The following is a 14,031-nucleotide window of genomic DNA, read 5'->3' on the forward strand; positions in this document are numbered from 1 at the left end:
CGTGTCATGACCCGCCCCAAGGTGACCATGGAGCTGCTCTCCCTGGTCTTCTCCCTGCCCCAGCTCGTCGCGAAGGACGAGGGCTACTTCGACGAGGAGGGCGTCGAGGTCGAGTTCGTGACCAAGGAGTACGCCAGGGCCGGCATCTCCCCGCTCGAGGACCACGAGCTGCTGAGCTCGTTCGGCTCCACCAAGTCGCACTTCGAGTCGGGCGAGGCCTCGCTCTACCGCGCCTGCGAGTGGGGCCAGATCCGCCGCACCCAGGACACCGCCGTCGGCGGCCGTGTGGTCAGCAAGCGCGCCGCGGTGAACGGCCAGGCGATCATGGTCCGCGGCGACCACCCGGCCACCCACCCGCAGGACCTCGCGGGCAGGACCGTCGCGGTGAACTTCCACCACGGCTCGCACTACGTCGCGCTGCAGACCCTGGAGGGCTTCCTGCCGCGGGAGGAGATCAAGGTCGCGCACTACGGCGGTCCGCAGGTCCGCTTCGAGGCGCTGCGCGACGGCACCGTCGAGGCCGCGGCCCTGATGGAGCCGTGGATCACCCTCGCCGAGAAGCAGGGCTACAAGGTGCTGGCCGAGGCCTTCTACGTCGGCGCCGAGATCGCCAGCCCCGAGGTCGACGAGGACACCTACGCGCGGATCAACCGGGCCGTCGTCAAGGCGGTCGCGAAGCTCAACGAGGACCCGCGGCCGTACCTGCACCACCTCACCGCGGAGATCCCCGCGGAGCTGGGCACGGTCGCGCCGGAGGACATCCCGCTCGGCCGGCTGCGCTACGTCGACCCGGCGCCGTACCCGCAGGACCAGTTCCAGCGCACCTACGACTGGATGGTGTCCTGGGGCCTGATCGAGGACACGAACTCCTACGACTCCGTCGTGAAGAACCTGGTGAATGTCTGACGCCGTCCCGGCGGTCGTGCGGCCACGCCCGGCGGTCCGGGCGTGGCCGCTGTACGTCGGGGGGTTCCTCGGCCCCTACGCCAGCACGATGGTCACGCCGATGGTGCACGAGGTCGCGGCGGGACTGGGCTCCACGCCCGAGCTCGCGGCGGGCGCCGTCACGGCCTACATGCTCCCCTTCGCCGCGTTGATGCTGGTCTCGGGCACGCTGGCCGAGCGCTGGGGCCGGACGCGCACGATGCAGGTCTCGCTGCTGCTGTTCGTGCTGGCCTGCGCGGCCTGCGTGCTGGCGCCGGGCATGGGCTGGTTCCTCGTGGCGCGGGCGGCGCAGGGCGCGACCAACGCCTTCACCACCCCGCTGCTCGTCGCGGCGATCACCGACCTGGTTCCGCGCGAGCGGCTGGGACGGGCGTTGGGCCTGTTCGCGGGGCTGCAGGCGGCGGGGCAGGCCTCCAGCCCGCTGGTGAGCGGGCCGTCGGCGGCCGTGGACTGGCGGTTGGCGTTCGCGTTCCCGGCGGTGGTGGCGCTGGTCCTGGCGGTGTTCCCGCCGACCATGACCTCCGGCGCCCGGGGCGGCCCGCCGTCGGTCCGGGCGCTGGCGAACCGCGACCTGGCGACGGCGTGCGGGCTGTCGTTCCTCTGCTACCTGGGCGCGGTCGGCCTCACCGTGCTGTCGATCCTCCGGGCCGAGGAGGAGTTCGGGCTGGGCCCCTGGCAGCGCGGGCTGCTCGCCGCGGCGTTCGGCGTGGCGGGGCTACTGGCTGCGCCGCTGCTCGGCCGCCGGCTCGACGCGCTCGGTCCGCGCCGCACCGGCGTCACGATGAACCTGCTGCTGGCGGCCGGTCTGCTGGTCGCCGCGCTCGGTCCCTCGGTGCTGCTCCTGGGGGTCGGGATCGCCGCGGTCGGAATCGCGGTGACCGGGCTGCGCACCACGATCAACTCGGTGGCCGCGACCAGCGCGCCGACGAACCGGGCGGGGGCGGCGTCGCTGGCGCTGTCCTTCCAGTTCTTCGGCGGCGCGCTCGCCCCGCTGGTGTGGGTGCCGCTGCACGCCGGCTACGGCGCACTCGGCTTCGCCGCCACCGTCGCCGCCCCGGCGCTCGCTCTCCTCCTGCTGGCGGCCACGCGGGGCCGGGCGGGCCGAGAGCTGCAGGTCCTCCGGCGACACCTGCGCCGGTGAGGACTACGCCGCCTCGGTGGAGCGCACCGTGAGCACGTGCAGGGTGCGCTCGCCCCGGTAGCCGTCCCGGCCGTGCAGGAACCGGTAGTTGTCCAGGACGAACAGGTCGCCCGCGTCGAGCCGGAAGCGCGGCGCCACCTCCATCGCCGTGGCCAGCACGTCGGCGTACCGCTCGAGCAGCGCGAGGTGCCGGTCCCACTCCGGCTCGCGCGGGACCGGGGCCGCGTAGTCGCTCGCCCGCACCACCCGGCGGCCGGCGCGGGTGTACTCGACCAGCCGCCGGACCAGCGGGGTCCCCGGCACCCCTCGAGCCGGGTTCACCCACGTGCCGAAGTAGTCCACGTCGGTGCCGACGAGGAAGTCGTGCACCTCGCGCAGCTCGGGCTCCGCGGCGGTCCGCAGCGCCTCGACCAGCGCGTACCCGTCGATCAGGACCGAGTCGCCGCCGTCGTCGGCCGCCTTGCCGCACAACATGAGCAGCCAGTCCTCGTCCGGGTCGCGCAGCCGGACCGACCGGCCGTGCACGTCGACGACGACGTTCGCGCCGTCCGAGTGCAGCCCGAGCGGCGGCGCGTCGGGCCCGCCCTGCGGACGGATGCCGAGCAGCTCGCGCAGCCGGCCGCCGAGCGCGGTGGCGGCCGCGTCGACCAGCCGCTCCGGCTCCGCGGCGTACCCCGGGACGATCACCGCGCCCTCGGCCGCGAGCCCCGCACGCAGGTCGGTCACCACCGGCGGGACGCGGCCGACCGCGCCGAGCGTGTCCTTCCACTCCGGCCGGACCTCGCCGCGCCGCCGCCCGCCCGCATCCGTGACCGCCACCCGGAGCCCCTTTCGCAAATTACTGGCAGGAGCACCTTATCGGCCGGACCACCGCGACTCCAGCCTCCGACCCAGCAGGGTGACGGCCAGCGACACGGCAACGACCGCCACCGCGGGCACCAGCACCAGCTGCGGCGCGGTGAACAGGTACTGCCGTCCCTCGGCCAGCATCGCGCCCCACTCGGGGGTGGGCGGCTGGGCACCGAGCCCGAGGAACGACAGGCCGGCGAGCGAGAGGAGCACGTTCGCGAACCGCAGGCAGGCGTGCGCGGTCAGCGGGCGAAGCGCGTTGGGGAGGATGTGCCGCAGCGCGATCCGGCCGGGCCCGGCGCCCAGCGCCACCGCGCCCTCGACGTACTCGCGGCCCCGTTCCCGCACCGTGAGCTGGTACGCGAGCCGGGCGAACGGCGTCCATCCGGTGAGCAGCACCGCGATCAGCAGCGTGGTCGTGCCGGGCTCGCGGACCGCCGCCACGACCAGGCCGACGACCACGGTCGGGATCGCCACCAGGACGTCGAGCACCCGTTGCAGGAGCTGGCCCGCGGCCCCGCCCGCGTAGCCCGCGGCGAGCCCCGCCAGCGTGCCGACCGCGGCACACGCCAGCACCGCGACCAGGGTGAACCACACCGAGAGCCGGGTGCCGGCGAGCAGCCGGGCGAGGACGTCGCGGCCCAGGTTGTCCGTACCGAGCGGGTGCGCGAGGGAGGGCCCGGCGAACCGGTCGGCGAGGTTCGTGGTGAGCGCGTCGACCGGCAGCAGGGCGGCCGCCACCAGCAGCGCGGCGAGCACCGCGGGGCCGACCGAGCCGACCGGGACACGGCCGCGCCTCACGCCTCCACCGCCGCCCGCGCGACCGGGTCCAGCGCGAGCTGCAGCAGCTCGCCCGCGAGGCCCGCCGGCACCGCCACGGCCACCACGCCCAGCAGCCCGGCCTGCAGCATCGGCAGGTCCTGGGCGATCACGGCGTCGTAGAGCAGCCGGCCCAGCCCGGGGATCCCGAACGCGACCTCGACCACGACCGCCCCGCCGAGCAGGCCGGCGAAGAACATCCCGGACAGCGCCGTGACCCCGGTCAGCGCGAGCCGGGCCCCGTGCCGCCAGAGCAGCTGCGACCCGCCTATCCCCTTGGCGAGGGCGACGGCGACGTGCGGGCGGGCGAGGGCGTCGATCGTCTCCGCCCGGGCGAGCTGGGCGGCCAGCGCGGCGGGGAACGCGGCCAGGGTCAGCACGGGGAGCACGGCTTGCGCGGGCGTGCCCCAGCCGGTCGCCGGGAACAGCGGCACCGCGACCGCGAGCAGCAGCACCAGTACCGGCGCCAGCACGAACTCCGGCACGGCCACGCCCAGCACCGCGCAGCCCGTGACCGCCCGGTCGAGCAGGCGGCCCGGGCGCCGGGCGGCCCGCACCCCGAGCGGGATCCCGACCACCGCGGCGACCAGCAGCGCGAGCGCCGCCAGCACCGCCGACACGCCGAGCGCCGCGGCCAGCTGCGGGGCGATCGGGGTGCGGGTGGCGAAGGAGAGGCCGAGGTCTCCGGTGAGCGCCTGGCCGAGCCAGCGCAGGTACTGCTCGGGCCACGAGCGGTCGAGGCCCAGCTCGGCCGCCACCCGCGCGGCCACCACAGGATCCGGCTCGGCCTCGGCGACGCGGCTGCGCAGCACCGCCCGGACGGTGTCGACACCGGCCAGACGCGGCAGCAGGAAGATCAGCAGCGAGGCGCCGAGCAGGAGCGCCGGCAGGGTCGCGAGCCGGCGCGCGAGGGTGCCGCCCACTCAGCCGGTGCGGGTCAGCTCGGGCGTGATCAACGACTTCGCCAGCGGGTCGACGGCGAACCCGGCGACACCCTTCGCCACGGCGTTCTCCTGCGAGTGCACCAGCGGCAGGCCCACGGCGTCCGCGGTCAGCTTCGCCGCGGCGGCCCTGAACACCTCCTGGCGCTGCGCGGGATCCGCGGTCGTGGCCAGCGGGGCGAGGAGCGCGTCGTACTCGCCCGAGCAGTACCGGTCGATGTTGTACGAGCCGGCGCAGGAGTAGTCCGTGACCAGCGTGGACCCGGGGTCCGGCACGTCGGTCAGGTAGTTGCGGGACAGCAGGAACATGTCGTAGCGACCGGCCAGCAGCTCCGGCTCCTGCGGCCCGTACTCCCCGATCCGGATCTGCGCGTCGACGCCGACCTCGCGGAGCATGCCCTGGACCGCGGTGGCCAGCGTGGGCAGCTCGGGACGGTTCGGGTAGGTCTGCAGCCGCACGGTCAGCGGCCGCTCCGGCCCGTACCCGGCCTGGGCCAGCAGATCCTTGGCGCCCTGCAGGTCCGGCGCGGGCGGCGGGTCCTGGCTGCCCCAGGCCACGGCCGGCCCGAAGAGCTCCGACGCCGGCAGGGCCGACCCCGCGAGCGCCTGCTCGGCCAGGGCGGTGCGGTCGATCGCCTTCGCGACGGCCCGCCGGACCCGGACGTCGGAGAAGGGCGCGGCGGACTGGTTGAGCTTCAGCGAGACGGTCCGCGGGGCGGCCACGGTCCGGTCGTCGTAACCCGAGCCGGGCGTGAACTCGAGCAGGGCGGACTCGGGCAGGCCCTGCGCGACGTCGACGTCCCCGGCCCGCAGCGCCAGGGCGCGGGCCGCCGGGTCGGTCACGTAGCGCACGCTCACCTTCGCCAGCTGCGGCCGCCCGCCCCAGTAGGCCTCGTTGCGCTCGAGGGTGGCCGACTGGGTCCCGTCGGTGGCGACCAGGCGCATGGGCCCGGTCCCCGTGCCGACGACGGCGGGCGGCCCGCCGGTGTAGGCCGAGGGCGCGAGGATCGCGGTGTTCACGCTGCTCAGTCGCAACGGAAGGATCGGGTCGGGGGCGGTCGTCGTGACCGTGACCGCGGACGGGCCGTCCTCGGCGGCCCGCAGCCCGATGCCCTTGACCGCCCGCGGCGGAGCGGTGACGCCGGCGACCCAGGACAGGGCGGTGACCACGGCGGCCGGGGTGAGCGGGGTCCCGTCGTGGAAGGTGACGCCGGGCCGGAGCGTGATCCGCCACGTGCGCGGGTCGGCGGTCTGCGCCCAGGAGGTCGCGAGGCCGGGCTGCGGGGTGCCGTCCGGCCCGGCCTCCACCAGCGTCTCGGCCGACCCCAGCTGCGCGACGACGAACGCGTCGTCGGTGTCCATGGCGTAGCCGGAGCGCGGAGCGAACTGCGCGGCGAGGCGGAGCTCGCCGTCCGGCACCGGCGTGCCGGACGGCCCGGCCCCCGATCCACACGCCGTGACCAGCCCGAGCAGGACGGCGAGTGCGACGACGGGCCGGGCGCGCAGGCGTCGGCGGGGCGTGGTGGGGCGGGGCATCGGGGCCTTCCTGGTCTCGCCACTGGTCTCGACGCCGCTCGGCACGGCGTCGGGGCCGGCAGGCGCCGCCGGGCCGCGGAGATCGTCCGTGCATCGGAACAGCCTGTCAATCATGTGCGCCGGCCTGCATGAAAGCCGCGACCATGATCGCGGACGCCCTCTGTCGCGGGAGCAGTGCAAATGCTAGTAATGGGCGGTTATGCCCGGAACCCGGCCCGAGGGCCCTCTCCCCGCCCGGGCCGGCCTGCGCCGGTTCGGCGCCCTGGCGGACTTCGGCCGGCTGCCGCCGGTCGTGCGGCTGCTCGTGGCGACCCAGCTGGCTTTCAACATCGGCTTCTACATGGTGCTGCCCTATCTGGCCACGCATCTCGCCGAGGACCTCGCGCTCGCGGGCGGTGTCGTCGGGTTGGTGCTCGGGCTGCGCACGTTCAGCCAGCAGGGCCTGTTCGTGGTGGGCGGCGCGCTGGCCGATCGGTGGGGGGCGAAACCGGTCGTCCTGGCGGGCTGCGTGCTGCGGGTCGCGGGGTTCGTGCTCCTCGGCCTCGCGACGGCGTTGCCCGGCGTGCTGGCCGGGGCGCTGCTCACCGGGTTCGCGGCCGCGCTGTTCTCGCCGGCCGTCGAGTCGTCGCTGGCCCGGGAGGCCGGGGCGCAGGAGGAGCTCGGCGGGGTCGCACGGGCGGACGTCTTCGCGATGTTCGCCGTCAGCGGCCAGATCGGGTCCGTGGTCGGGCCGCTCGTCGGCACCGCGCTGCTGCTCGTCGACTTCCGGCTGGCCTGCCTGGTCGCCGCCGGCGCGTTCGTGCTGATCCTGGCCGCGCACGCCGCCTGGCTGCCGCACCGGCCCGCCCCGCACGCCGGCGAGCCGATCCTGGCGGGCTGGGCGGAGGTGCTGGCCAACCGGCGCTTCCTGGCGTTCGCGGCGGGCTACTCCGGCTACCTGCTCTGCTACAACCAGCTCTACCTGGCCCTGCCCGCCGAGCTCACCCGCGCGACCGGCGGGCAGGCGGCGCTCGGATGGCTGTTCGTGCTGGCCTCGGTGCTGGTGATCGTCGGGCAGCTGCCGGTCACCCGGTGGGCGCGGCGGCGGGGCGGGCTGCGACCGCTGGTGCTCGGGTTCGTGCTGATGGCGGCGGCGTTCGCGGTCGTGGCGGTGGCGATCGCCGCGCTGCCCCCGGCGCCCTGGCCCGCGGTGGTCTTCGTCGTGCTGCTCACCGCCGGGCAGATGCTCGCCGTGCCGATCGCGCAGGACCTCGTGCCCCGGCTGGCCGGCGAGCGGCGGCTCGGCGCCTACTTCGGCGTGCTGTCCTCGGCGGGCGGGCTCGCGGTGCTGGTCGGCAGCACCGTGGCCGGCGCCCTGCTCGACCCGGCCGTCGCCCCGCCCGTCGTCGCGTGGGTGGGACTGACCGCCGTGCCCCTGCTCGGCGCGCTGACGATCGGGCGGCTCGCCCGGCGCGGCGCGCTGGCCTGATCACCGGTATCCGGTGGTGTCGGCCGGTTTGCCCGGGTCCTGGACCTCGACGACGTAGCGCCAGGCGTCGGGCCGGGAACCGTCGAGATCGTCGACGCCGTAGACCTTCGCGAGCTCCCCGCTCGACGTCGAGCGGCCGGTCCAGCGGGCCCGGTCCGGGTCCGCGGCCAGCGCGGCGATCCCCCGGCCGACGAACCGCGGCGTCTCCGAGATGGCGAAGTGCGGCACCGTGGTCAGCGCGTCCCGCCAGGTCTCCTCGGTGACGCCGTAGTGGTCCAGCATCGCCTCCGACCGCAGCCAACCGGGGGTCACCGCGACCGCGGTGCCGCCGTGCTCGCGCAGCTCGTGCGCCCAGCTGCGGGCCAACCGGATCGGCGCGACCTTGGCGAGGTCGTAGTAGACGGTCAACCGGTAGTTCTCGGCGTTGTACTCCGCGGTGCCGTCGGTGACCTCGACGACGAGCCCGCCCGGTTCGCGGACGAGCAGCGGGAAGGCGAAGCGGGCCGTGACGATGTGCGTGTCGATCGCGAGCCGCAGCAGGCGCAGGCCGTCGTCGAGGGAGTGCTCCCAGACCGGCCGGAGCCACTCGGTCAGCGGGTCGCCGCCGAAGATGTCGTTGACCAGCACGTCGAGGCGGCCCTGCTCGGTGTCGATCCGCGCGCACAACGCCTCCACCCGTGCCGGGTCGAGGTGGTCGACGACGACCGGGACCACCCGCCCGGGCAGCCCCGCCGCCAGCTCGGCGGTCTGCTCGATCGTCTCCCCTCGGCCGTACTCCGAGGGTCGGCCGGTGGTGCTGCGCCCGGTCGCGTAGACGGTCGCGCCCGCCGCCGCCAGCTCGAGCGCGATGCCCCGCCCCGCGCCCCGGGTCGCCCCCGCGACCAGCGCGATCCTGCCCTGCAGTGGTGCCGTTCCGCCGGTCGTGTCGGTCATGTCGGTCATGTCGGTCAATCTGTCCGGCATCCCTGACAGGTGCCGTCAGGAAGTCGGGGACCGTCGGGTGTGGCGGCGGACCGGAACGGGTGCGCCAGGCCGCGGGGTGGTGTGGAGGCCCGTGGGAAACCTGCGGCGACCGGTTTGGCCCGCCTGCGCCCGGGCATCCGCCCCGCACTCCCGCCGCTCCCGCGCGGCGGGCCCGCCGCCCGGCAGGCGGCGGCGGGAACCGGGCGGCCGCCTCCCGCCCTCCCTCCGGCCACGCCGGATCCACCCCCTTCCCGTGGAGGAGGCTGCGTGCACGGTGGACGTCCCCAGCGACTACGCCCGCTACCTGCCGACGCTCGCCGAGTACGCCGGGCTGCCCGGCGACGACCCGCGCCGGGCGGGCCTGCGGTCCACGTTGATCCTCGCGTTCCTGCCGGTCGTGCAGCACATCGCGCGGCGGTACGGCGACGACGCCGCGCAGGAGGACCTGACCCAGGCCGGCGTGATCGGGCTGATCCACGCGGTCGACCACTGGGATCCCGGCTCCGCCCGCGGCGACGCGCTCGGGTACGTCGTCCCCTGCGTGCGCGGGGAGATCCTGCGGCACCTGCGGGACCGCACCTGGTCGGTGCGGGTGTCGCGGCCGGTCAAGGAGCTGGTGGTGTCGCTCGACAAGGCCGTCGGGCCGCTCACCCAGCGGCTGGGGCGGGCGCCGCGGCCGAGCGAGCTGGCCGAGCAGCTCGGGGTCGGCGTCGACGAGGTGATCGACGCGCTCGCCGTCCGGGCCGAGCGGCGCAGCGCCAGCCTCGACGCCTCGATCGAGCCCGGCGAGCCCCCGCTCGCCGAGCGGCTCGGTGACGCGGACCCCGACCTCGACGAGGTGGATCTGCGCCGCAGCGTGTGGCCGCTGCTGGCGGAGCTGCCCGATCGGGAACGGCGGATCGTGCTGCTGCGCTTCTTCGGCAACAAGACCCAGTCCGAGATCGGGGAGCTGGTCGGGCTCTCGCAGATGCACGTCTCCCGCCTGCTCGCCCGCGCGCTCGCCACCCTGCGGCACGGGCTGCTGTCGTAGCGGCCCCTCCGTGCGCCGGTGGGGAAGGGCCCGTCCGGTCCTGCGCGCCACCCGGCCCGTTCACAGCCCCGCACAGCGACATCGCCCACGAACGCGCCGGACGCTGGTCGTCGACCGATGTCGGCCGGGACGGCCGGCCGGGACGACGACCTCGGTGCACGGCGGGGGCTCACTCCTCCCGGGCCGCGGCGTCGAGCCGGGCGGCGATGTCGCGGCGTTCCCGCTGCCGGTGGCCGTAGGCGACCAGCCGGACCGTGGCGTCGTCCTCCAGCCCGGAGCCGACCGCCCCGGCGACCACGCCCATGATCGTCGCGAGGACCACGATCGACACGTAGTCCGTGAGCCCGGCGGGATGGCCGAGCACCCGGGTCAGGTACGAGGCCGGGATGATCACCGACGCGACGATCGAGTTGAGCACCAGCAGGGCCAGCGAGAACAGGCCCGTCCCGGTCGCGAGCGTGAGGACGGTACCCAGGTTGAGCAGGCGGTCGAGGCCGAGCTCGGGGGAACCCCGCTCCCAGAGCCGGTGCCCCACGATCAGCCACACCACGAAGATCGCGAGCGATCCGACGAACGCGAGGGCGAGCCGCCAGGCCGCGAGGGAGGTGGCGAGCTGCCAGATGTTCGAGTAGAGCAGCCCGAACGCCGAGCCCGCGGCGGCCCCGGCGAGGGCGGTGCCCAACCCGACGGTCAGCCGCCACGGCCGGTTGGTGCGCACCATCCCGGCCAGCAGCCGCACCGAACCACCCCGGGTCAGGACGATCTCGTCGGAGTCCTCGGTGGTCGTGCCCGGCTCGTGCTGCACAGCCGGCCGCCGGGTGGGCCGGCGGGCCGAGGGCGCCGCGTCGATGCCGAGCAGCCGCCCCACCAGGTCGACGACGGCGTCGCGGACCCGCGGGAGCAGCCGCACCCCGCCGAGTGCGGGCACGGACACCACGGCCACCCGGTCCCGCTCGCCCACCTGCGCGACGACCGGGACACCGCTCGACTTCGCCGGGACGTCGGTGAGGCACACCGCGACGTCCCAGCGGGTGCGCCGGACCCGCTCCCGCGCCCGGTCCAGGGCACGCTCGCCGCGGTCGTTGGCCTCGAAGGGCTCGACCACGGTCTCGACCTCCCAGGTGCGTGGTCCGTCGAGGCGCGCGGCGAGGACCTGCGGCAGGCCCTCGGCGAGTCGCTCGGCCAGCTCGCCGGGCAGGTTCGGGTCGGCCAGCAGGCCGACGACGGTGAGCGTGTCGGTGTCGGGGTCCGTGGTGTCGGGGTCCGTGGTGTCGGCGGCGTCGGGACCGACGGGCTCGGTGGTGGGCTCGTCCGGCATGCCGGGGGACTACCCGCCGTACCCCGCGTCGCACGCGATCGGGTGAGCCGGACCTCAGCGGAGCAGCACCGGCACCCCGATCAGCACGGCGAGCAGCGCGACCCCGACCAGGAGCCAGGTCAGGTAGTCGCCGATGTGCCCGGAGTGCAGGCCCCGCAGCCGGCCGACCGCGGCGACGCCCACCCGGCGCCCGGGTCCCGGCGGATGCAGGAGGCGGTCCCGGTACAGCGCGGCCAGCGCGAGCAGCGCGGCGAGGACCGCGGAGACCAGCCCGAGGGCCACGCCCGAGGCCGTCCACCCGGAGGCGGCCGGCGGGGCGGGCGGGGCGGCGACCGTGCCGAACGCGGCGGCGAGGTAGCCCGCACGGTCGAGGAAGTGACCGGCGGCCACGGCGAACGCCGCCGGCACGCCCGGCAGCACGCCGAGCACGAGACCGCCCGCCAGCAGCACCACGATCGGCGCCAGCATGGTCGCCGGGATCCGCTGCAGCAGCCCGCCGACCTCGGCCTCCTCCCCGCTCCCGGTCGTGTCCTCCCGGGCGGTGTCCTTGTCCGGCCTGCTCCCGAGGCCGAAGTAGATCCGGCAGGCGGCCCGCAGCACCGCCGCCCCGGTCACCGCGGAGACCAGCACGAACAGCACCGGAGCCCAGGGCGCACCGGCCTCGGCGACGGCCTCCTCGGCGACGGCCTTCCCCAGTCCCGCGCCGAACGGCGGCAGCCCCGCGAGGGCGAAGCCGGCGAGCAGCATGAGCCAGGGCAGCAACCGGGCGCGCCGGCCCGCGCCGTGCAGGTCGATCTCGTCGACGCTGCCGTACCGGTCGAGGATCGACCCGGCGACGAGGAACAGGGCCGACTTCACCGCGGCGTGGCCGGCCACGTAGAGGGCGCCCCCGGCGGTCCCCGCCGGGTCGAGCGTGCCGAACGCCGCGACGAACAGCCCGACGTGCGCGATCGTGGAGTAGGCCAGCAGGCGTTTGAGATGGCGCTGCAGGAAGCACAGCAGGGCGCCGAGCAGCGCGGTGAGGGTGCCGAGCACCAGGAAGGCCCGGTGCAGGTCGGCCTCCGGGAGCACCGGGCCGAACACAGTCGTCGTCACCCGGAACACGCCGTAGAGCCCGAGCTCGACCATGATCCCCGAGAAGAGGACGCACACCGGGGTGGGCGCGACCGCGTGGGCGTCGTCGAGCCAGAAGTGGAAGGGGACGATCGCGGCCTTGACGCAGAACCCGGTGAGCACCAGCACGAACCCGCCGACGACCACGGCCCCGGGTGGATGCTCCTGCAGCGCGACCGCGAGGGGGGCGAGGCCGAGCTGCCCCGTCTGCGCGTACAGCACGCCGATGCCGGTCAGAGTGACGTAGGCGCCGAAGGAGTTCACGACGCCGAACGCGAGCGCCCCCTGCACCGAGCTCGGCTCCTCGACCCGGAACCCGGTGAGCGCGTAGGCGACCGCGCCCATGAGCTCGAAGAACACGAACATGTCGAACAGGTCGCCGCTGAGCACGAACCCGGTCATCCCGGCGAGGAACAGCAGCAGCAGCGCGTGGAAGTGCGCCTCGGCCGAGTCGAGGTAGCGCCACGTGTAGACCAGGGCGGCCACGGTGAGCGCCGCCGCGAGCACGGCGGCCCCGGCGGACACCGGGTCGGCCACCAGGGCGATGCCGAGCGGCCCGCCCGGGCCCCACCCGCCGAGCCAGGTGGCGACGTGTCCGGCGGGGGCCGCCGCGCTGCCCAGGAGCAGCAGCACGTCGAGGACCACGACGGCCGCGGCGGTCGCGACCGCCGTCCAGTCGACGAGTGGGCGCGGGGCCCACCGCCCGACGACCAGCAGCAGGCAGGCCCCGACGATCGGCACCCCGACGGCGAGCGGGGCCAGCACGGAGACGGCCACGTCAGCCCCGCAACGAGGTCAGCTCGTCGGGGTCGAGCGTGCCGTGCCGCTTCGCCACCTGCACGGCCAGCGCCAGCAGCAGCGCCGTCACCGTGGCCGACACGACGACGTCGGTCAGCGTCATCGCCTGCACCACGGGGTCGACCACCGGGCTCCGGGCGGCGACGTCGGGCGGGGTGCTGCCGTCGAACACCGGCGGCGACGCCCCGGACTGGTACCCCACCGCGATGAGCAGGACGTACGTGCCGGACTGCGCCACCGACAGGCACACCACCGCGTGGACGAGGTTCCGGCTGCGTGCGATGCCGAACGCGCCGGCGAGGAGCAGCCAGCCCGCGACCAGGTACGCGGACACGTGCAGGACCGTCATCGGCGCTCCACCCGCAGGGCCTGGTCGAGGAAGTGGCCGAGCAGGAGGACCACCCCCGAGGCGACCTCCGCCCCGACCGCGATGTTGAGCACGGGGACGATGCCGCTCGACAGCGGCGCCCCGAAGGAGCCGAGGGGCAGCACGTTCGCCAGGAAGGAGCCGGCGATCGCCAGCCCCGCGACGCCGACCGCGACGAAGGCGGCGGTGCCGACCGCCTCCCCCGCCTCGAACGGCGCGAAGGGCCGCAGCCGCTCGAGCGCCCGGTAGCCGCCCGCCAGGTAGAGCAGGTGCAGCCCCGTGCCGAGCACCACCCCGCCCTGGAACCCGCCGCCCGGGGTGAGGTGGCCGTGGGCGACGACGTCGAGCCCGAGCAGCAGCGTGACGGGCAGCAGCAGGTACCCGATCAGCCGGACCGCCTGCAGCGGCGGGGCGTCCTCGGGCGGCGCCGTCCGCGCGCGCTCCTCCCGGCCGGGCCGCAGCAGCACCGACGCGCCGACGACCGACCCCAGCAGGATCGTCTCCTCGCCCAGCGTGTCGAACGCCCGCAGGTCGTAGTTGACGCCGGAGACGACGTTGGCGGTGGTGTGCGCGAGCGAGGCGGCCACCGCGGCGTCCCGGTACGGGTGGGACGCGCTGCCGAACGGCGGCATGCCCAGTGCCGTGACCACCAGCAGCACGCCGACGGCCGCCGCCGCGACGGCGAAGACGCGGAGCCGGACCCGGCGGGTCATCGGCCGCCGGGCCCGGCGGGACCGATGACC

13 protein-coding genes are annotated in these 14,031 nt (G+C 75.5%); 4 read left to right on the forward strand and 9 right to left on the reverse strand.

The genetic code is table 11. From position 1 onward, the window contains the following. Positions 1-6 precede the first annotated feature (6 nt). The gene (locus LWC35_RS12910) at positions 7-906 is read left to right on the forward strand and encodes an ABC transporter substrate-binding protein (RefSeq protein ID WP_232870329.1); all 900 of its coding nucleotides are present in this window, start codon (positions 7-9) and stop codon (positions 904-906) included. Next, positions 899-2,086, forward strand: coding sequence for an MFS transporter (locus LWC35_RS12915; protein ID WP_232870330.1), 1,188 nt, complete (start codon positions 899-901; stop codon positions 2,084-2,086). Before LWC35_RS12910 ends, LWC35_RS12915 begins: the two co-directional genes overlap by 8 nt. A gap of 3 nt (positions 2,087-2,089) precedes the next feature. On the opposite strand, the gene LWC35_RS12920 is transcribed toward LWC35_RS12915, so the two are convergent. From LWC35_RS12920 to LWC35_RS12935, 4 genes are read right to left on the reverse strand one after another with little or no spacing between them, the layout of a single operon-like run. Further along, a complete protein-coding gene (locus LWC35_RS12920) occupies positions 2,090-2,905 on the reverse strand; it encodes a TauD/TfdA family dioxygenase (RefSeq protein WP_232870331.1) in 816 nt (271 codons plus the stop codon). Positions 2,906-2,941: 36 nt separating this feature from the next. Continuing rightward, positions 2,942-3,736 carry an ABC transporter permease gene (locus LWC35_RS12925; RefSeq protein WP_232870332.1) on the reverse strand — a complete coding sequence of 265 codons (795 nt, stop codon included), beginning with the start codon at positions 3,734-3,736 and terminating at the stop codon, positions 2,942-2,944. Next, the gene (locus LWC35_RS12930) at positions 3,733-4,677 is read right to left on the reverse strand and encodes an ABC transporter permease (RefSeq protein ID WP_232870333.1); all 945 of its coding nucleotides are present in this window, start codon (positions 4,675-4,677) and stop codon (positions 3,733-3,735) included. Before LWC35_RS12930 ends, LWC35_RS12925 begins: the two co-directional genes overlap by 4 nt. After that, complete coding sequence (locus tag LWC35_RS12935) at positions 4,678-6,231, reverse strand: ABC transporter substrate-binding protein (RefSeq protein ID WP_232870334.1); 1,554 nt, start codon at positions 6,229-6,231, stop codon at positions 4,678-4,680. It lies immediately after the preceding gene. A gap of 199 nt (positions 6,232-6,430) precedes the next feature. On the opposite strand from LWC35_RS12935, the gene LWC35_RS12940 reads away from it, so the two are divergent. Further along, on the forward strand, positions 6,431-7,699 hold the full coding sequence (locus LWC35_RS12940) for an MDR family MFS transporter (RefSeq protein WP_232870335.1): 1,269 nt from the start codon (positions 6,431-6,433) through the stop codon (positions 7,697-7,699). Here LWC35_RS12940 and LWC35_RS12945 read toward each other — a convergent pair whose 3' ends face one another. After that, positions 7,700-8,641, reverse strand: coding sequence for an SDR family oxidoreductase (locus LWC35_RS12945; RefSeq protein ID WP_232870336.1), 942 nt, complete (start codon positions 8,639-8,641; stop codon positions 7,700-7,702). Between the two features lie 295 nt (positions 8,642-8,936). Between LWC35_RS12945 and LWC35_RS12950 the strand changes: the two genes are divergently transcribed. Further along, entirely contained in the window at positions 8,937-9,692 is a 756-nt protein-coding gene (locus LWC35_RS12950) for a sigma-70 family RNA polymerase sigma factor (RefSeq protein ID WP_232870337.1), read from the forward strand. Between the two features lie 169 nt (positions 9,693-9,861). Here the strand turns inward: LWC35_RS12950 and LWC35_RS12955 are convergent, their stop codons facing one another. The 4 genes from LWC35_RS12955 to LWC35_RS12970 all read right to left on the reverse strand — a co-directional run. Continuing rightward, on the reverse strand, positions 9,862-11,010 hold the full coding sequence (locus LWC35_RS12955) for a hypothetical protein (RefSeq protein ID WP_232870338.1): 1,149 nt from the start codon (positions 11,008-11,010) through the stop codon (positions 9,862-9,864). Positions 11,011-11,064: 54 nt separating this feature from the next. Further along, a complete protein-coding gene (locus LWC35_RS12960; RefSeq protein WP_232870339.1) occupies positions 11,065-12,900 on the reverse strand; it encodes a complex I subunit 5 family protein in 1,836 nt (611 codons plus the stop codon). A 1-nt stretch (position 12,901) separates the two neighbouring features. Further along, complete coding sequence (locus LWC35_RS12965) at positions 12,902-13,270, reverse strand: sodium:proton antiporter (RefSeq protein WP_232870340.1); 369 nt, start codon at positions 13,268-13,270, stop codon at positions 12,902-12,904. Further along, positions 13,267-14,031, reverse strand: a 765-nt coding sequence (locus LWC35_RS12970) for an MnhB domain-containing protein (protein WP_232870341.1), incomplete at its 5' end; no start/stop codon positions are given. The genes LWC35_RS12970 and LWC35_RS12965, both read right to left, overlap by 4 nt.

It is taken from the genome of Pseudonocardia kujensis (genome assembly GCF_021283305.1).
Taxonomy (GTDB): Bacteria; Actinomycetota; Actinomycetes; order Mycobacteriales; family Pseudonocardiaceae; genus Pseudonocardia; species Pseudonocardia kujensis.

Coding starts and splice junctions, on each gene's coding strand:
- LWC35_RS12955 (WP_232870338.1), bottom strand. CDS start 11,010: ATGCCGGACGAGCCCACCACCGAGCCCGTCGGTCCCGACGCCGCCGAC.
- LWC35_RS12940 (WP_232870335.1), top strand. CDS start 6,431: ATGCCCGGAACCCGGCCCGAGGGCCCTCTCCCCGCCCGGGCCGGCCTG.
- LWC35_RS12910 (WP_232870329.1), top strand. CDS start 7: ATGACCCGCCCCAAGGTGACCATGGAGCTGCTCTCCCTGGTCTTCTCC.
- LWC35_RS12915 (WP_232870330.1), top strand. CDS start 899: ATGTCTGACGCCGTCCCGGCGGTCGTGCGGCCACGCCCGGCGGTCCGG.
- LWC35_RS12935 (WP_232870334.1), bottom strand. CDS start 6,231: ATGCCCCGCCCCACCACGCCCCGCCGACGCCTGCGCGCCCGGCCCGTC.
- LWC35_RS12945 (WP_232870336.1), bottom strand. CDS start 8,641: ATGACCGACATGACCGACACGACCGGCGGAACGGCACCACTGCAGGGC.
- LWC35_RS12965 (WP_232870340.1), bottom strand. CDS start 13,270: ATGACGGTCCTGCACGTGTCCGCGTACCTGGTCGCGGGCTGGCTGCTC.